At 37.0% G+C, this 17,679-nt stretch carries 17 protein-coding genes; 14 read left to right on the top strand and 3 right to left on the bottom strand.

The window, feature by feature from the left end; all coding sequences use genetic code 11:
- Window positions 1-3: 3 nt before the first annotated feature.
- From B9J78_03610 to B9J78_03595, 4 genes are read left to right on the top strand one after another with little or no spacing between them, the layout of a single operon-like run.
- Window positions 4-1,365 carry a tRNA (N6-isopentenyl adenosine(37)-C2)-methylthiotransferase MiaB gene (locus B9J78_03610; protein ID MBA2124005.1) on the top strand — a complete coding sequence of 454 codons (1,362 nt, stop codon included), beginning with the start codon at window positions 4-6 and terminating at the stop codon, window positions 1,363-1,365.
- Between the two features lie 49 nt (window positions 1,366-1,414).
- Window positions 1,415-2,866, top strand: coding sequence for a hypothetical protein (locus tag B9J78_03605; protein ID MBA2124004.1), 1,452 nt, complete (start codon window positions 1,415-1,417; stop codon window positions 2,864-2,866).
- Window positions 2,859-3,416 (top strand): hypothetical protein, encoded by a 558-nt coding sequence (locus B9J78_03600; protein MBA2124003.1) that lies wholly within the window; start codon window positions 2,859-2,861, stop codon window positions 3,414-3,416. The genes B9J78_03605 and B9J78_03600 overlap by 8 nt, the downstream gene beginning before the upstream one ends.
- Window positions 3,417-3,467: 51 nt before the next feature.
- The gene (locus tag B9J78_03595; protein ID MBA2124002.1) at window positions 3,468-4,445 is read left to right on the top strand and encodes a hypothetical protein; all 978 of its coding nucleotides are present in this window, start codon (window positions 3,468-3,470) and stop codon (window positions 4,443-4,445) included.
- 223 nt (window positions 4,446-4,668) lie between these two features.
- Here B9J78_03595 and B9J78_03590 read toward each other — a convergent pair whose 3' ends face one another.
- Window positions 4,669-5,427 (bottom strand): hypothetical protein, encoded by a 759-nt coding sequence (locus tag B9J78_03590; protein ID MBA2124001.1) that lies wholly within the window; start codon window positions 5,425-5,427, stop codon window positions 4,669-4,671.
- A gap of 486 nt (window positions 5,428-5,913) precedes the next feature.
- On the opposite strand from B9J78_03590, the gene B9J78_03585 reads away from it, so the two are divergent.
- Both B9J78_03585 and B9J78_03580 read left to right on the top strand, forming a co-directional pair.
- Window positions 5,914-6,159, top strand: a complete 246-nt coding sequence (locus B9J78_03585) for a hypothetical protein (GenBank protein ID MBA2124000.1) — start codon at window positions 5,914-5,916, stop codon at window positions 6,157-6,159.
- 4 nt (window positions 6,160-6,163) lie between these two features.
- Window positions 6,164-6,355: a hypothetical protein gene (locus B9J78_03580; GenBank protein ID MBA2123999.1), complete on the top strand. Its 192-nt coding sequence runs from the start codon at window positions 6,164-6,166 to the stop codon at window positions 6,353-6,355.
- A gap of 1,943 nt (window positions 6,356-8,298) precedes the next feature.
- Here B9J78_03580 and B9J78_03575 read toward each other — a convergent pair.
- Both B9J78_03575 and B9J78_03570 read right to left on the bottom strand, forming a co-directional pair.
- Entirely contained in the window at window positions 8,299-9,420 is a 1,122-nt protein-coding gene (locus tag B9J78_03575) for a hypothetical protein (GenBank protein MBA2123998.1), read from the bottom strand.
- Window positions 9,421-9,757: 337 nt separating this feature from the next.
- The gene (locus B9J78_03570; protein ID MBA2123997.1) at window positions 9,758-10,696 is read right to left on the bottom strand and encodes a hypothetical protein; all 939 of its coding nucleotides are present in this window, start codon (window positions 10,694-10,696) and stop codon (window positions 9,758-9,760) included.
- Between the two features lie 364 nt (window positions 10,697-11,060).
- Between B9J78_03570 and B9J78_03565 the strand changes: the two genes are divergently transcribed.
- The 8 genes from B9J78_03565 to B9J78_03530 all read left to right on the top strand — a co-directional run bounded on the left by B9J78_03565 (window position 11,061) and on the right by B9J78_03530 (window position 17,483).
- A complete protein-coding gene (locus B9J78_03565) occupies window positions 11,061-12,242 on the top strand; it encodes an electron transfer flavoprotein subunit alpha (protein MBA2123996.1) in 1,182 nt (393 codons plus the stop codon).
- 137 nt (window positions 12,243-12,379) lie between these two features.
- Window positions 12,380-12,970: a carbon monoxide dehydrogenase gene (locus B9J78_03560; protein MBA2123995.1), complete on the top strand. Its 591-nt coding sequence runs from the start codon at window positions 12,380-12,382 to the stop codon at window positions 12,968-12,970.
- Window positions 12,967-14,148, top strand: a complete 1,182-nt coding sequence (locus tag B9J78_03555) for a ferredoxin oxidoreductase (protein MBA2123994.1) — start codon at window positions 12,967-12,969, stop codon at window positions 14,146-14,148. Before B9J78_03560 ends, B9J78_03555 begins: the two co-directional genes overlap by 4 nt.
- Entirely contained in the window at window positions 14,129-14,992 is an 864-nt protein-coding gene (locus tag B9J78_03550; protein ID MBA2123993.1) for a ferredoxin oxidoreductase, read from the top strand. The genes B9J78_03555 and B9J78_03550 overlap by 20 nt, the downstream gene beginning before the upstream one ends.
- 29 nt (window positions 14,993-15,021) lie before the next feature.
- Window positions 15,022-15,744, top strand: a complete 723-nt coding sequence (locus tag B9J78_03545) for a ferredoxin oxidoreductase (GenBank protein ID MBA2123992.1) — start codon at window positions 15,022-15,024, stop codon at window positions 15,742-15,744.
- A gap of 67 nt (window positions 15,745-15,811) precedes the next feature.
- Window positions 15,812-16,009: a 4Fe-4S ferredoxin gene (locus B9J78_03540; protein MBA2123991.1), complete on the top strand. Its 198-nt coding sequence runs from the start codon at window positions 15,812-15,814 to the stop codon at window positions 16,007-16,009.
- A gap of 287 nt (window positions 16,010-16,296) precedes the next feature.
- The gene (locus B9J78_03535) at window positions 16,297-16,920 is read left to right on the top strand and encodes a hypothetical protein (protein MBA2123990.1); all 624 of its coding nucleotides are present in this window, start codon (window positions 16,297-16,299) and stop codon (window positions 16,918-16,920) included.
- Window positions 16,920-17,483, top strand: a complete 564-nt coding sequence (locus tag B9J78_03530; GenBank protein MBA2123989.1) for a hypothetical protein — start codon at window positions 16,920-16,922, stop codon at window positions 17,481-17,483. The genes B9J78_03535 and B9J78_03530 overlap by 1 nt, the downstream gene beginning before the upstream one ends.
- The last annotated feature ends 196 nt before the right edge of the window (window positions 17,484-17,679 follow it).

Below are 17,679 nucleotides of genomic sequence, written 5' to 3'. Positions count from 1 at the left end.
ACAATGTCAAAAGAATCAAAAACTTATAAAAATATGCCAAAAAAAATCTTTATCCGTACCTTCGGATGTCAGATGAATAAAAGGGATAGTCAGATGATTTTGTCCTGTCTTCTGACAGATGGATTTGTTGTGTCTGATGGTATTGAGGATGCTGATGTTGTCCTATTTAATACCTGTTCCGTAAGAGAGCATGCTCAAAACAGGGCGATAGAGTATGCAAAAGATGTAATATCAAAGAAACCAGGGGCGGTTGTTGGGCTTGTAGGATGTTCTGTGCAGTTGCTCAGGGAGGAAGTTTTTGAAAAAATACCCGGACTTTCTTTCGCATGTGGACCTGATGATACAGGTTTAATGGGCAATATTATTCAGAGAGTAATAAACGGAGAGAAAAATATACTTGAGGTTGGAAGGAATTATCCTGATAATACAAGTATATCTGTAAACAGCAAAGTATCGGCATTTGTAAATATTGCAAAGGGGTGCGAAAATTTTTGTTCATATTGTGTTGTTCCTTATGCAAGAGGAAAATTAAAAAACCGTCCGGTGCAAGAGATTGTCCGGGAAATAAAAGATTTGACAAATAAAGGAGTAAAGGAGGTTACACTCTTAGGACAGAATGTGTCTGCATATAAATATCAAGAATGTGATTTCACTGAACTTTTGAAAATCATAAATAAAGAAACTGATATAAAAAGGATAAGGTTTTTGACAAGCCATCCAAGGGATGTGGATGAAAAACTTCTTAAAACAATTGCTGAACTTCCCAATGTGTGCGAACATATCCATCTTCCCTTACAGTCCGGTTCAGACAGGATATTAACGCTTATGAACAGAGGATATACAAGGGAATATTATCTTAAACTGATAGAAAAATGTAAGTCTATAATTCCGCAGTGCTCTATAACAACGGATATAATTGTAGGCTTTCCATCGGAAAAAGATACAGATTTCAAAGATACGATTTCTGTTTTAAAGCAAATAAGGTTTGACGGTGCATTTGTGTATAAATATTCTACGAGGAAAGGAACATCTGCCTATAATCTTTCCGATGATGTAAGTATAAACGATAAAAAGTCAAGGCACAGGGTAGCACTTGACCTTGTTTCTTCTATAGCAAAATATAATTTAAGAAGATTGATAGGCACAGAACAGGAAGTCCTTGTTGAAAAAATTGTCAAAAAATCTATAGACGCTAACATATGGGCAAAAGGACATACAAGAAAGAACAGAAATATTGTTTTCCCTGTTGATAGGTTTACCCCACTGGATAGCTTGCCATATCCAACGAGGTTTATACCGGGGCAGATTTTCAATGTTCTTGTCAAAGATGTTCACAATTGCACACTGGTTGGGTATTGTCTTTAGAGGCGCCTCCAATTGAGTGTCCTTACGAACACGAGAGGGAGCCCATACGGTGGGCCTTGCCAAATTATATGAGAAGGATTATATGCCAATAAAATTCGGGACAAGTGGCTGGAGGGCAATTATTGCCGATGAGTTTACAAAGGAAAATGTCGCAAAAGTTGCAACAGGGATTGCAGGGTATCTGCACTCAAATGGTCTTGCAAAAAAAGGTGTGGTAATAGGATATGATACAAGATTTCTTTCTGGTGAATTTGCAAAAACAGTCGCAGATGTTTTATCAAAAACAGGTATCAGTGTTCTTCTCTCATCAAGAGATGTTCCCACCCCTGTTATTGCGTTTTATATAGTAAGGGAAAAATGTGCAGGAGGAGTGAATATTACTGCAAGTCATAATCCGGCATATTATAGCGGAATAAAGTTTTCATCTTCTTACGGAGGTCCTGCGCCTGTTGAGGTTACATCTGAGATTGAAACAAGAATCACACAACAAACATATATATCTGAATGTGCGACACCTTCTACTGTTAAACAGGTTGAAATGGGAAAAGCGTATATCAGGCATCTTCATACTGTTATAGATGTTTCTGCAATAAGAAAAGCACATTTAAAAATCGGTGTGGACTGCCTTTACGGGACAGCCAGGGGGTATCTTGATAGATTTGTAGAAGGTTCAGGTTGTAGGGCCACTGTTATTCACAGTTATCCGGACCCGATGTTTGGAGGAAAACGACCAGAGCCTGATGCAGAAAGTCTGTTTGAACTTTGTTCAATTGTTAAAAATAAAAAACTTATTGCAGGACTTGCCACAGATGGGGATGCCGACAGGTTTGGTATAGTTGATAGAGACGGAACACTTCTGACCGCAAATCAGGTAATATGTCTTGTGCTTGAGCACCTTATTTTAACAAGGCTGCCTAAATGGAGAAAAAAAATAAAATGTGTGGCAAGGACACTTGCAACAACACATATGATAGATGCAATTGCTCAATATAACGGACTTTGTGTTTATGAGACACCCGTGGGTTTTAAGTATATCGGTGAAAGACTAAAACAAGGAGATTGTATTTTAGGGGGTGAGGAGTCGGGAGGACTTTCAATATATAAACACCTGCCTGAAAAAGACGGGATTCTTGCCAATCTTCTGATACTTGAGATGATTGCCATAAAAAGAAAAAGCCCAAAACAGATACTTCAGAAACTGTATAAAAAATATGGGACATTTCTTACAAAAAGGGTTGATATTTATTTGAACCCGTCCTATAGTTTTAAGGTTCTGGAAAAACTTTCAGGATCTGATGTAAGAGAATTTGCAGGTAAAAAGGTAATAAAAATAAACAGGATAGACGGTGTAAAGATTTTGCTCGAAGATAATTCCTGGGCAATGTTCAGAGTATCGGGGACAGAGCCTGTTGTGAGGTGTTATTATGAGGCGGATTCAAAATCGGGCCTTCAAAAATTAGAACAATCCGGAAGGCTCTTTATAGGGGGGAATAATGAATAAAATGTATGTATGTTTAATAATGTGTATCTTTATCCTTTGTGGTTGCGGGATGGAGGGTTTGCAATTTTTTAATAAATCATCAACAGAAGAAAAGGTGTTGTCAGCAGATAAGGATTTTAAGGACGTGCTTGATAAAAAGAAAGATGTTGATGAAAGAGTAAGATATAGAAGAGAAGAATATCAAAACGAAAAAAGAAAATTGCAAGATAAAATAAAGGATATTCAGGCACAAATAGTGATGGAGAAAAAACAGGCTGATATGGATATAAAAAGTATAAAAGCAGAAATTGACCCTTACAGGCAGAAAATAAATGAACAAATAAAAGATGCAGTGGCACAGACCAAATATGTGAGGGACAATATAAAAAGACATAAACAGGCAATAGAAGCACTGGAAAGACTGAATGGAAAATCTGATATTAAATCTGAAAAATGGGGTGAGGAATTGTTGAATTTAAGGAAAAGTCTCTCATCTGAGGAGATGACACTTTCACAATTAAATGAAAAGATTAACCTGTTGAAAATGAAAAGGGGGTTGTTGAGGCGGTAACCCATACCTTATTTGCGAGGTTGAGCAGGGGGTTGGGTTACAAAGAATTGTATGAAAAAATATGTTTTCGGAGTTGACATAGGTGGCACAAAAACAGATGTTGGACTTATAACACTGAACGGTTCAGTAGTTGAAAAAATAAGGTGGAACACCTTTAAAGTAGGGGGATGGAAGGCTAATATTACAAATATAATAGATGTAATAAATAATTTGCATAAAAAACATATTAAAAAAAAGGACAGGATAATGGGTATAGGTATAGGAGCGCCCGGTCCTATGGATTTTGAAAAGGGGATGATACTTTCTCCACCCAATATGTTCGGATGGGATTATGTTCCTTTTGTTGACTGTTTAAAGAAAAAAATTAAACTCCCTACAATTATGGACAATGATGCAAATGCAGCCGGACTTGGTGAAAATATATTTGGTGCAGGAATTGGGGCAAACAGCCTTTTTTATTTTACAGTAAGTACCGGGATAGGTGGTGGACTTATAATAGATAAAAAGATTCATCATGGCTTTACCTTTGATGCGGCAGAAATAGGTCACATGACGGTTAACCTCGAAGGGCCTGTGTGCAATTGCGGGAAGGTTGGATGCCTTGAGATGTACTCAAGCGGAACATCTATTGCAAGATTTGCGCGCCAGATGGTACGACCCACTTTTCGTAGGCGCCTCGATTCTAAGATATTAAAGATTGCAGGCATACGGGAAAACATCAGTACAAAAGTTGTTGCAGAAGCTGCAATGTTAGGTGACAAGACGGCAAGGTATGTTATTGAGCAGGCCGCATACTATTTAGGGTTTGCAACATCAGCAGTTATACAGATTGTCAATCCGGAGGTTGTGGTTTTTGGAGGAAGCGTTATGAAGATGGGTGCGCTTTTTTTAAAACCCCTGAAAGATAGCGTTAAAAAATTCACATGGAAAAGGCCATTTGAATCCTGCAAGATTTTAAGGGCAAAATTAGGTGATGACACAGGTGTTCTCGGAGCGGCAAGTTTAGTTATAAGCAAAACACCTAGGTAAGTAGACTACTGCCTGTAGGGCGCCACCAAGGTATAAACAATTTCCAATTTTCACATCACAAATAAATTCAAAACATAATCCACGCCCCATCTGAAGGATACCCTGGTGCCCGGGGTTCCAGTCGCCAGTCCCCCACCTTGACTCCTACTTCCTACCTACTATCTACTGCCTACTACCTACTACCTCCTGCCTCTTATGCCTGTCACCTTGTCATCTGTTTTCTTTATCTTCTTTTCAAAAAATTATAATACCCGCTTAATTTTATGCGGAACGATGGCCCTATCTTATTTCTTTCTGTTATTTTTATTCTTCGGACAGAAAATATATCAGCTCTTTTTCCTCTTACTTTTGTTGCACAGGCAAGCATATAACCTGCCTTTTTTACTTCATTTTTTATGTCTTCGTTAAATGCCCCAAAGGGATAGCAGAAAAAATCTATTTTTGTGTCTAATATACTTTCTAAATCTGACTTTGAGGTTTTGACCTGATATTTTACCTCTTGAGCTGTTAAGTCTGTAAGTGCCATATGATGGACAGTATGGCTTCCTATTATTACAAGTCCGCTTTCATGGAGCTCTTTTAATTTTTCTTTCCCTATATAACTTATATTATTAATAAAACCAGATATAACAAAGATTGTTATAGGGGCTTTGTGTTGTAATATTACAGGGTATGCATAATCTGCAATACTCTTACATCCATCATCAAATGTTATGACAACAGATTTTCTCGGTATATTTCTGGCAGGGATATTTTTTGTATACTCTATATAATCATAAAGGCTCCATATTTTGTAATTGTTTTGCTTTAAGTGTTTAATCTGTTTTTCAAATGTTTCAGCAGACACCGTTAAACCGTCAGCAGGCTCTCCTATTCTATGATACACAAGCACAGGAACAACATACTGATTGGGCAAATAAAAGAAAAGTATCAATATAGAAAAAATAAGAATTATTACTGAAATAATTATTTTATTTTTCATAAGAATATTTTTCTCCTCGTTTTAGATGACAGGGTGAAAAACTCATCAGACCCTAAAATCGATGTCCTCTTTCAAAAATCTAAGCAATCAGAGATTGTGAAGGGTTTTTCAACAACCTCATTATACTAAATGAGCGAGGTTTTTAATATATGTCTGTTTCCATTCCCCTTAAAAAAATTAAAAAATAAGTGCTTGACCCTGTTAGAAACGACAATAATATTTTCTAACAGTGGTGAAAAAGTTAAGATACATATACGACGTTGAAGGTTAGGTTTTTTTTCTGATTTTTTTTGGTTTAATTTTAGGTAATTGAATAATCAACTGATTGAAAACTCCGTCCTACTTTGGTGAGATCTCGTCTCTATGAGGTGAACCATCATGTGAATTAAGCAAAATGAAGTATTTTATTGAAAGTACTAACCCTGATGCATATATGTATGACTTATACAACTATTTGACAATATTATCTTTTCGTGGTAGAATTTCATGTGGAAGACGAGAAAATATCAGAAAATGAAAGTGAAATCGGAATATGTTTACCTTGATGTGTGCGCGTTAGGTAGACCTTTTGATGAACAAAATTATTTGAGAATCCACATGGAAACAGAAGCTGCTAATTTGATACAATCAAAAGTGAGGGAAAGTATTTATAGATTGTTAGTCTTGCTGGTTCATTTCCAAGAAATAGAAGCTATTCCGGATATCACTAAGTGTCTGTTTCATAAGAGATAAATACATGGTGTGGCAACCCTGTTGTTTTTTGTCAAAAGGAGGGTTTAAAGTGAAAGAAAAATATATGGATGAAAAAGTTGTAATAAAGAAATCTGTTAAAGTACTCATAGAAAAAATGGGTCCGGTGGGGCGTAAATTCAGTAAACCCCATATTACTTTTTCAAAAGACCATTTTATTTTAACTCTTCTTTCTTAAACTGTCAAACAATTTTCCTTGCCTTTTTAACTGCCTGCTAACAGAATAGATTTTAGTCTTTTCTTTAATAAATAATTCTAAAAACTTACATTGCTTTTTCTTTTATGATAATTTATTGTAAGATGAAAAATATATATCATGGTCGGCAATTTACTGAAAGAGAAAATAAAAGAAATAAAAAAGATTATAAAGAAGAACTTTCATCTTTCTCAAACCAAACTCTCTTAAATAATTTGTGAAAAGATAAATTGGCCTGGTCAAAATGCTCAATTAAAACAGCATGCATTAAAAAAGGCTCTTCTTGCAAATAGAGAAAGAAAGAATAATTAAACTCCCCTCCCTCTTTTTTTGATTTTCCCCTGGGTAAAGATAAAGAATTTAGCCTCTAATATGTAAGGATGCTTTGAAGATACTAAAGAAAAAGAAGTAAAAGATGCAACTGGTTTACAAGGAAAGTTTAAGAGAAAAAATCAAAAACTTAGAAAAGAAAATAGAATTCTAAAAATAAAAATAGAAAGTATAGAAAAACAAAGCTACAAGAAAGATGCCTGTTCTTACTTAAGATAGTAAACCTGTCTAAAAAGTAAAAGCAGAAAGGAGAGAACAAGAAGCTCAGGATAGTTACCAAGTATTATAGACAAAAGACTCCTGAAAACTTACCAAAAGTAGAAAAGTTCTGTAAATTACCCAAAGAAGAAAGATATTGTAAAAGATGTAGATTGTCTTTAGAAGAATTATCTACTGCAGAAGATTCCTATAAGATAGTGGTAAGAAAGACCTATTTTCTTAAGAAGAAAGCAGAGCAGGAAATATAAGAAAACCTGTTCTTGTCTAAATCCTATTATAACTTCTTCTTTTCTCCAAAGATTATACATAGAAGGGTAAATTTGATGTAAGCTTTTGGGTTAAGGTAATTCTGAATAAGTATCTTTTCAGTCTTTTTTTACAAAGGCAGGTCTTCCAGGTGAAACTTTCAGACCTGGATATTTTTATAAGAAAAGATTTTATCAAGATACAGGATAAATATCCAGAAGACACTATGTTCTTACTTATTGGGTACAGGAATGAATAAATAATATTGCCAATCTCTATCTTATCAATGAAAAACATCTGGCACAGCTAAATAATCCTGATAAGTTTTCTATCTATCAGGAGCAGTTGGTAGAGAAATTGGAAAAGACAAAAGAACGTAGCCGGCAAAAATATGAACATCCAGAGCAGATTAAAGCAATAGAAAGTCTTAAAGAACATTGGAAAAGATTAACTATCTTTGTAAAGCATCTTTTGTACCTATAGATAATAATCTGGCAGAAAGGTGTTTTAAGATGTCAGTTCTTGGCAGGAAAAATTACTACAGTAATTACTCTAAGATAGGGGAAGAAATAAAAGCTGTTTTTTTACAATGACCCAGAGCTATCTTTTAATGGATCAGACTCTTGCAGCTGTTTAGAATACTACTTTGAAGAATATGCTAAGGAAATGGTCTTTCTAAAGACTTGAGAAGATTCTTACTGCAGGCTATTTAAGGAAAAGAGACCACCACACCTGAAATTACAACTATTGTCTGGGACAATGGGTAAGCCTGAACAACAGGCACCTGAGTAGCTTCTTCGGGGGCAATGTGCTACTTATAATTACAATTATCCTGTCCTATTATCTATCATCTGTAATGTGAAGTTTTTTGGAAAATTCACAACAGGTCAGGGGTATACTTTTGTCTTTTTCCACTTAATGACAGACTTCTGTTTTAGAAAAGCGATGAATAAGAAATTGGCTTGTGAGATTCAGGGGGCAAATAGATAAGGTTGATGGGGTTCAGTGAACTTTCTCGTAGAATATATTGAAAAGGAACTTGCTAAAATCCGTAGTCCAGTGTTACCTATGTGGTCAGCCAGCACACATCCTCGCCTTTACTCCCTTAATCTTTGCCATCTCCTCTCCTCTTACGCACCTGTTAAATAAGAAACCATCTTATGGTAATATTCTACTGCTCTTTCTTCTTCCCAGCAGGTCCCCGTGAATATAATTCTTTTGTTTTTTACTTCTTTCAGTTTCTCTAAATCCTGCCAGGAACGCCGGATAATCTGTTCTTTTGTGTTACTGGCTCGTTCATTAAAATTCATGTACGCGTCATCCACATATCCGGAAACAAAGACGATTTTGGCGTTGGTTTTCTCCGCCATCTTGTTGATGGGAAACTCGTGGAAATCCACACCCATAAGTCCCTTCGTCCCTAAAAGGTTCCCGGCCTGGTGGGTGTAATCGCCGCAGGAGTGGAGGAATACACCGCCGAACTCACGGGCAATCATCTCGTTGTAAGGTACCACAAACTCCGCATATATCTTGGGTGAGATTACCGCTAAATAATCGTCACTCATATAAATTCCGTAGGGAAGCCAGTTGCTGTGGCTATAGCAGAAGAGATTGGTTACCTTCTCTTCAAAAGTGCGTACCATCCTGATTATGGTTTCGGCAACCATCTTCATCAGGAGGTGGACCTCTTGAGGATGGGTGTAAACCGCTTCAAACAACCGGGTATCCTGCATCACAATACCTGCGGTGTCCACCGGACCCTGAATATCGGGAAGGGATATCGGAAAGCCAGAACCGACCTTATTCCGGAAGTAAAGCGCCTTCTCTAACGCTAAGTTGAATATCTCGGCTTTCTTTATTTCCGGCTTCAGATGAATAATATCTTTCGGGTCATCAATGATATGTTCGGTCCAGGGCATGTTATCATCAAGAAATCTGGTTGGACAACCAAAGGCTGAGGCGATAGTACCAACTCCCGCGATGGGAGATAAAGAAAAGAGGGCGTCGTCCTTAAATTTAGCGGACAACTTCTGTTGGAATCCCTTAATCTGCTCTTCTAAATGAAACTGATGGTCTTTCATCGCTCGGGCTGCGTTCCGGCCACCCTCTGCCTGTTTTTCTAAAGAGAAGCCTTCATACTTACCGATGTTGAAGAAGAACGGTAGACGGTCCAACGGTTTTCTCTCGTAAAGGCTGGTAATTCTTTTCTTTATCTCAAATATCTCCTCTTTTGCCTTATTTGGTATCTCCATAATCTTTTGATATTATAACTCAAAGTGAATACAGGGGACAAACTGGATTCCCGCTTACTGCATGCGGGAATGACAAAAAAAGGGACTTGCCCCTGTATGCCTTAGGCAGTGGTAGTGGTAATTTCGCGAAGTCCGTCGCCGAAAAGGTTATAAGTCAGAACCGTTACAAAAATAAGAAGACCGGGGATAGTGTAAATTCAGTAAACCCCATATTACTTTTTCAAAAGACCACTTTATTTTAACTCTTCTTTCTTAAACTGTCAAACAATTTTCTTTGCCTTTTTACCTGCCTGCTAACAGAATAGATTTTAGTCTTTTCTTTAATTGTTTTACAACGCTACGTTAGTTGAATATTATATTTCTCAATTAAGTACTCTTTGGGAGACCTATATCCCAAAGTTTTTAATTTTGCCTCCTTGTTATAATACTCTGTAAACTCTATCAATTTATTTTCTAAATCTAATGTATCAGAAAAAATATATTTTGTCAATACCCTTTGCTTAATTTTCTTATTTATTGCTTCTACCTGTCCATTTGTCCATGGGTGCTTAAATTTTATTGTTCTGTGCTGTATTTTATTATCCTTACATACTTTAACAAATGGATGCATCTTTTTAGTCTTTTTACTCTTTGGTAAGGCATTATAACAAAACTCTTGTCCGTTATCTGTTAAAATATAATTTATCTTATATGGATAAAATTTTAATACCTTCTCTAATAATATCTTGCTATTTTTCATATTTTTATTCTTTACTACTATCACATATGCTAACTTTGATACTCTGTCTATACAGGTGAAGATATAATGCCCGGGCACACAAAATCTTTGATTTTGGGTCGTGTTTATTTTAGGCGCATAGAGTGTATCTACATGCAAATACCCTATTGTGTATTTCTTGAACTTCTTAATTTTTCTCTCTTCTTTTATAAATTCTTCTGGTATTATCCCAAACCCATTCCTTGCTACACATCTATATACCTTCATAGGATATAAATTATGGATTTTATCTTTTAGGATACAATATATATCCTCACAAGATAATTTCTTTTGTTTGCGCTCAAATAATATTAGGTCTTCTTCCTCTTTAGTTAAGGTTATATTTAATTTGTGTGGACGAGATGTCCTATCCTGAATATCCTCTCTTTCCCTCCATCTTTTTGCTGTATGCCAACCTATATTGTATTTAGTTGCTAATGCATTTATACTTAATTTACTTTTCTTTATCTCATCCCTTATCTTTAAGGTAGTAGCATTCTTATGTAACCTTATTTCCATATATCCTCTTATATATATTATCGGTAATTATCTATTTTTATTTAGTTTAACCTATAGTTGTAAAACAATTTATGCGATACTTCTAATCTTGGTTAAAATATTTTAAGTTTATTTCAATGGGTAAAACTTTACCTATTGAATTGTATTCTAAAGAAAGTGTAAGTCAAAAAAGGGGGAAGTCTTTGTGTTATTCCCCAATTCAATTTGGAAATTCGGCTTTTAAAATTTTTCTTGCAAGCAGGAGCAAACCTCTATTTTCGTAGGGGTAATCTTACACGGGAATAATAGAAACATTTTTATTTGTCTTAATCTTTTTTTGTTATAATATTCAAAAGTCAACCCTGCATTAAAATAAGGAGATGATATGTCAATAAATGTTGATAAGAACAAGAGTATCGGTTGCCTCTTGTGTATAAAGGCTTGCTTGTCTGATGCAATTGGTGTTATAGATAAGATTACTGTTATCAATGAAAACCGCACGCTCTGCAATGCCTGTATAAAGGCTTGTAAGTTTAATGCTATTACAATTGTAAGAGATGAAAAATCCGTACAATATGGGTGTGTGTGGGTATTTGCAGAACAAAAACAAGGGAAGATTCAGACAGTGGTATATGAGCTTCTTGGGGAGGGAAGAGAACTTGCAGATAAACTTAATACAGAACTATGCAGTGTCCTTTTGGGTGAAAATATAACACAGCATGCAGCAGAACTTATATCAAAGGGTTCTAACAGGGTATATGTTGTAGATGACACTGTTTTAAGAGATTATTTAGATGAGGCATACAGTAATGTATTAACATATCTTATAAATAAATATAAACCTGAGATTGTTCTTACAGGCGCTACATTTATCGGAAGATCTCTTATACCAAGGGTTGCTGTTCAATTAAAAACCGGTCTTACAGCAGATTGCACAGGGCTTGATATTGATAAAGAAAAAAAATTATTGTTGCAGACAAAACCTGCATTCGGCGGTAATATTATGGCAACAATACTATGCCCTTATAAAAGACCACAGATGGCAACAGTAAGACACAAGGTAATGAAAGAGGCAACCCCAGACACTTCAAGAAAAGGAGAGGTAATAATTGAAAGTATTGAACCACGAATAATGTATTCAAGAGTGAAATTTTTTGATAGGTTTGACGAAACCATATCAACCGCAAATCTTTCAGAGGCAAATATAATCGTATCAGGTGGCAGAGGGCTTGGCAAGCAGGAAAACTTTAAGATGATTGAGGAACTTGCATCAGTATTAGGTGGTGCTGTCGGTGCATCAAGGGCGGCGGTGGATGCTGGTTGGATGCCGTATTCTCACCAGGTTGGGCAGACAGGTAGGACAGTATGTCCAAAATTATATATTGCGGTTGGAATATCAGGGGCAATACAACACCTTGCAGGTATGCAATCCTCAAGTGTAATCATTGCAATAAACAAAGACCCCAATGCACCTATATTTCAGTTTGCAACATATGGGATTGTAGGAGACTTAAATGAGATTGTCCCGGTCTTGATCTTAAACTTGAAAAAATTGTTTGGAAAGTAATTTTTTCTTGACACATCTTAAACAATGTTATATCATAGTTTTCACAATTCCTCTTCTTTTGCCCCTGTTCCAACTTGTCTCTTAAGGAACACGGGTCTTCGGTGTGGAATTATTTGACTTTTAACATAGGAAGAAAAATGCAAAAAGTTGATTACCCTGTTCTTGCTGGGCCAGAGGGCTACTTATCACCATCTGCGGCTTCTATGGGAGTGGTGCTTCCTGATGAAGGAGAGGCATTGGTGGAAGGTAGGATTGTGCCTGAAGAAGAGGCAATGGAAAAAATAGCGGAGAAATTACTTTCTGCAAAAAACCCTTTCTTTTTTCCAGGACCGCTCATTCTCTGGGCCTGGAATGAGAAAGCAGTAGAAAAAGCAAAAGCAGTAAAAGAAATGACAGAGGTGGTTCCTGCAAAGATAATTCCTATGCCTGATTACAGGCCAAAATATCCAACGATTAATCCCAGAGAAGAAATCAATCCCAACCATCCCAACCTTACCATATGGCATAATAAGATTGATGTTTGTGTCTTTATAGGCGTGCACTGTCATTACGCTAATCTTGCCTTAAAAATTGTCCGCGGTGGAACCAATTGTTATACTATAGCTTTGTGCGGAGAATACGGTCATGAAGATGCGATGATTACATTAAGGGATGTACATACTGAAAAGGTAAGACAACTAACAGAGGTGATAAAAAGAGCAAAAGCAGAAAGAAAAGGCAGGAGATGATAGAACAGAAAGTGATTGAGCAAAAAATAGTAGAGCCAGAGGAGATCTTTTTTAAAGCCAGAAGAGAGAAACAGTTTATTACAGGTAGTGAAGCAGTCCGGGAAGCAATTAAAAGAGCCAATGTAGATATGGCTGTTTCTTATCCAATTACCCCTCAGTCAGAGAGTATGCATTTAGTAGGGGATATTTATGCCCAAGGCTATCTTAAAGACTATTACCGGGGAGAAGATGAATTGGGTGTAATGTCAGCAGTTGCCGGTGCTTCTATGGGAGGGGTAAGAGTTTTTACCGCAACCGGAGGTCCAGGAACATTGCGCGCATTTGAGATGTTTCCTACCTGGGCCGGGGCAAGACTGCCTGTTGTCTGCGCTTTTTTTTGCCGGGGAGTAAACTCTCCTTTGACTATCCAGCCGGATACTATTGAAATAGGGTTTATGTTAGACACCGGGATGCTTATATTTCATGCAGAGACTGCCCAGGATCTTTTTGATATGATTCTTAAAAGTTTTATTATTGCTGAAAAGCCAGATGTCCATTTGCCCATCGGGGTATTTGCTGATGGTTTCTTTGTTACCCACACCAGAGAACTTGTAGAAGTACCTCCCGAGGATATTAAACTTCCTTCATATAACCCTTACATGTCTCCTGTTCCGGTAATGGATATGGAAACCCCACCGGTAAGACAGATGCGGGATCCTTTTGTGATGAAGTCAAATTTTATAAGTTATGCTGCTCATGCCTCCTGGCAGCAGGAAGTACGTGCTGCTGGTGAAAGGGCAAGAAAACATATAAAAAAATATTTAGGTGGTTTTCTTGAAACTGAAAACGAAGATGCCGATATCCTGATCGTGGCCTCCGGAACAGCGGCTTCCCAGGCAAAGGAGGCTATAATTAGAGCCGAAAAAGAGGGAATAAAAGTAGGATTGGCGAAATTGAAAGTACTCAGACCTTTTCCCGCAGAAGAGATTAGAAGATTGGTCAAAAACAAAAAAGCCATCATTGTTCCTGAATTTAATATCACTGGCTGGTTAGCAAGAGAGATTAAATCAGTTATTGAAGATAATTCCAGGGTGGTTGGTGCTCCGAGGGTGTTTGGCGGAATGACAATGCCTGTAGAACTGATATCTAATGAAATAAAAAAACAGCAGGAGGCCTTAAATGAGTGCAAATATAGTTAAAATCTCACCCGGATTTGAAGAGATAATGCCTGAGGATTATCGTAACCTGGTTAAAGATGGCCCATATGGCAGGGGATTGGATGTTGATAAATTAGGAACTTTTAAAGAGTTGATAGAAGAGCATCCTCTGTGTGCCGGTTGCGGATTGGCTCTTTCCCTGCGGTTAATTTTAGCATCCTTGCCCAACCCTGAGGATACAGTGATTGTGGGGACAACCGGTTGTAATAGTCTATCCTTTTCTCAGGTAGCCATCCACAATATCCACTCTCTCTTTGGCAACCAGAATGCGGTTGCTACAGGATTAAAGCGTGCTTTAAAGATACGGTTTCCTCAAAAAGCAAAAGATGTAGTGGTAATAGGCGGAGATGGCGGAATTGGCGATATTGGATTAGGCATGGTAATGCACTCCTGGTTCAGAAGAGAGAAGATTACTACCATAATGCTTGACAATGAGTCTTACTCCAATACTGGCGGCCAGGAAAGCGGTATGTCTTGTGAGGGAGCGGTGCTTAATATGGCTCCTACGGGGAAAAAATTCCCCAAGATTTCTCTGCCCGAGATTGCCCGCGATGCAGGCTGTGTCTATTCAGCAACGATAACTCCGGCCAGTCCCAAACGTTTAGGAAAGGTAGTCAAACAGGCAATTCTTATTGCCAGAGAACTAGGCCCAACATATGTTCAAATTTATTGTCCCTGCCCCACCAATTACAAATTTAAGCCTCAAGAATCCTTAAAAAGAGCAAAAGAAAAAGAAAAAGATGGTTCTTATCCAATAAAGGAATATTTAAGCCCTCCTGCAAAGGAATTTGTGGAAGGATTGGAGGTGGTAAATAAACCCCGTTAGAAATTCTGGCTGGGACATATAAGGAGAAAATGCTGATAAAAAATACGACAGTAGTTGATAAGAATATTTTTAATGGGGTAAAACAAGATGATTTAACCATTAGAATGTCTGGACTGGGAGGACAGGGAGTGGTAACCGCTGCCCATATACTTGGCGGGGCCGTGGTTAGAGACGGCAAATTTAGCACTGTCAATCCCTTCTTTGGGGCAGAAAAAAGGCTTGCTCCTGCTGAAAGTTATGTGCGCATCTCATCAGAGAAGATATACGAGCGGGGTGAAATCATTTATCCCAATATAATTATGATTTTTCATCCTCATGTGATTACCTTGGGAAAGTGTTATACAATGCCTTTTTATGATGGACTGAAGAAGGAAGGGCTGTTGATAATTAATGCAAGTGAACCTTTAAGTCTATCCGATGAGGACAAGAGCAACTTAATCACACTGAAGGTAAAACTGTTTTATATCCCGGCTACCTCTATTGCTATGGATATAGCCAGGACGGAACTTTCAACCAATATTGCGATGTTAGGAGCATTGGTGGGTATTACTAAGGTTGTCTCTTTGAAAGCCCTGCAGGAGTCTTTAGAAGAAAGGTTTGGCAAAAAGAAATTCGTGGCTTCTGCAACCACCGCCGCTCTTGATGACACTATGAAGAGTAAATTTGCTAATGTAGCCCAACTGATAGAAAAAAATATGGAAATTGTTAGAAAGGCAAGTGAGAAGATAAACCCCGTTAGAAATTTTGTTTAACCAGATAGCAAAATTGATATTTCTAACGGGTAAAGGAATATTAATTAGGAAAGGTAAAAAAGAGGATATGTATTTTGCCGCGGGGGTTGATAAAGAAAAATGTAAAGGGTGCAGGTTATGTATTTTTGCCTGCCCCGAACCTAATGCAATTATTTTTAAGCCCGAAGAGAAGAAGATAGTTATTAACACAAGTAGATGTAAAAATTGTAGGTTGTGCATAGAAACCTGCCCATTTAAGGCTGTATCTGTTGTCTCTATGGTTTAACCTTAGCCGTTCTGATAAAAAAATGACAAATCTCAAATGACAAATGTTAAATGACAAGTGTCAAATGACAAAAGTTTTGAAATTGCTTTTTAATTATAAACTTAATAATATTTAGTGCTATAACAATACTTTACTCTAAATTTTAAATGTTTAAAAATTAAATAATTTAAGAATTCAATCAAAACTTGTCTTTGTGAAAACGGGGATTTAAAATTTGAAATCAGTGGGATTGCAGGTTATCCAACGGTTATACGCCATTTCGCCCATAAATATAAAGAGATAAACTAATGACAGAAACATATAAAGGACAAAAGATGATGAAAAAAACAGAGGAAATTCAAGAATTCTGGGCTTATGATATGAAACAATCAGTGAATTCAGATGTAACATTGCTGGATAATGTTCAATTTATCTATGAACTGTCATTGGCACAATTAGAATTAAGGGCATTAGGCGGTAATTTTGTTACCACAAATGGATTGAGAGAGTTTAAAGTGAGTAACAAATCAAATGAGTTGGACGAAAAATTGATAAAACGAACAGCATACTTAAAATCCGTTGGTAAAAGATTTACCGATTATCTTCAAATAATTCAGAAAAACAGAACAAGGTCTGTCAATCAATACCTTACTCATTGGATTTACCCTTACAAAGGTAAATTTCATCCCCAAATGATTAGGGCTCTTTTGAATATAATAGGACTTAATCAAGGTGATAGTGTTCTTGATCCCTTTATAGGAAGTGGAACAACTGCCTTAGAGGCTCAACTTTTGGGTATAAACTGTGTTGGTATTGATATATCTCCTCTTTGTGTGCTTCAAAGCAAAGTTAAAGTTGAATCTATAGATGTTTTGGCAGATATTATAAATTGGAAAGAAAGAATAAGAGACAAAATGGACACGCCGTTATAATGGGTAATAAAAAACGCAGCTGGCAGAGCGTAGATGAACTTTTGCTGTGGTTTGGAAAAAATAAAAAAGAAGCTGTGAAGAAATACAGAGAATTTATCGCTGACGGCATTGGTAAAATCGCTGCAATAGATTTTTCAGGGGGGGGACTATTACGAAGCGCAGGAGGTTGGTCTGAATTGATTAATATGAGACGCAAGAAAGAATATTGGCGGGGTGATGAACGCATATTGGGAGATAGTGATTTTGTTAATAAGGTACTGCGGGACGCAGAAGAAACCTTAGACAGAAGGGATAAGTTCCAAAAAGAAGGATGGGGCTTGGAAACCATATCTGAGAAGATTTGCGCGTTACTAAACATGGAAACCAGAGATTTAAAAAGAAAGGGACGCGCTAATTTAATATCAGATGCTAAGGGAATAGTTTGTTATTTCGCAAGTAAACAGTTAGGGATAAGCACGACAGAGATTGGGCGATTTTTAGAGATCTCCCAACCTGCCGTATCTAAAAATATAGTTAAAGGGGAAATGGCAGTGGAAAAGAGGAAGATTAAATTATTAAGTTAGCTCCGTCCCCTATTTCCTACAAATCAATAGAAAGCTATGTTGCAAGACTACCACGAAAACTCTTTTTTGCAATTCATAAGGATTTGGCTGTTCGTATTATGGGAGGATTCTCCCTGAGATGGTATTAGTAAAATGAGATTAATGAAGGTTTGCTGGGCACGTCGCCTAACAGCGGGCTATACAGCTCAGCCACTTC

The organism is bacterium Unc6 (assembly GCA_013626165.1).
Taxonomy (GTDB): Bacteria; Omnitrophota; Gorgyraeia; order Velesiimonadales; family Velesiimonadaceae; genus Velesiimonas; species Velesiimonas alkalicola.
Note: the sequence above shows the minus strand (reverse complement) of the source record. Positions and strands in the feature narration are given on the sequence as shown.

Excerpts from the sequence above, each read along its gene's own strand:
- B9J78_03610 (MBA2124005.1), top strand. The coding sequence starts at position 4 with ATGTCAAAAGAATCAAAAACTTATAAAAATATGCCAAAAAAAATCTTT.
- B9J78_03600 (MBA2124003.1), top strand. The coding sequence starts at position 2,859 with ATGAATAAAATGTATGTATGTTTAATAATGTGTATCTTTATCCTTTGT.
- B9J78_03595 (MBA2124002.1), top strand. The coding sequence starts at position 3,468 with ATGAAAAAATATGTTTTCGGAGTTGACATAGGTGGCACAAAAACAGAT.
- B9J78_03590 (MBA2124001.1), bottom strand. The coding sequence starts at position 5,427 with ATGAAAAATAAAATAATTATTTCAGTAATAATTCTTATTTTTTCTATA.
- B9J78_03585 (MBA2124000.1), top strand. The coding sequence starts at position 5,914 with ATGTGGAAGACGAGAAAATATCAGAAAATGAAAGTGAAATCGGAATAT.
- B9J78_03580 (MBA2123999.1), top strand. The coding sequence starts at position 6,164 with ATGGTGTGGCAACCCTGTTGTTTTTTGTCAAAAGGAGGGTTTAAAGTG.
- B9J78_03575 (MBA2123998.1), bottom strand. The coding sequence starts at position 9,420 with ATGGAGATACCAAATAAGGCAAAAGAGGAGATATTTGAGATAAAGAAA.
- B9J78_03570 (MBA2123997.1), bottom strand. The coding sequence starts at position 10,696 with ATGGAAATAAGGTTACATAAGAATGCTACTACCTTAAAGATAAGGGAT.
- B9J78_03565 (MBA2123996.1), top strand. The coding sequence starts at position 11,061 with ATGTCAATAAATGTTGATAAGAACAAGAGTATCGGTTGCCTCTTGTGT.
- B9J78_03560 (MBA2123995.1), top strand. The coding sequence starts at position 12,380 with ATGCAAAAAGTTGATTACCCTGTTCTTGCTGGGCCAGAGGGCTACTTA.
- B9J78_03555 (MBA2123994.1), top strand. The coding sequence starts at position 12,967 with ATGATAGAACAGAAAGTGATTGAGCAAAAAATAGTAGAGCCAGAGGAG.
- B9J78_03550 (MBA2123993.1), top strand. The coding sequence starts at position 14,129 with ATGAGTGCAAATATAGTTAAAATCTCACCCGGATTTGAAGAGATAATG.
- B9J78_03545 (MBA2123992.1), top strand. The coding sequence starts at position 15,022 with ATGCTGATAAAAAATACGACAGTAGTTGATAAGAATATTTTTAATGGG.
- B9J78_03540 (MBA2123991.1), top strand. The coding sequence starts at position 15,812 with ATGTATTTTGCCGCGGGGGTTGATAAAGAAAAATGTAAAGGGTGCAGG.
- B9J78_03535 (MBA2123990.1), top strand. The coding sequence starts at position 16,297 with ATGACAGAAACATATAAAGGACAAAAGATGATGAAAAAAACAGAGGAA.
- B9J78_03530 (MBA2123989.1), top strand. The coding sequence starts at position 16,920 with ATGGGTAATAAAAAACGCAGCTGGCAGAGCGTAGATGAACTTTTGCTG.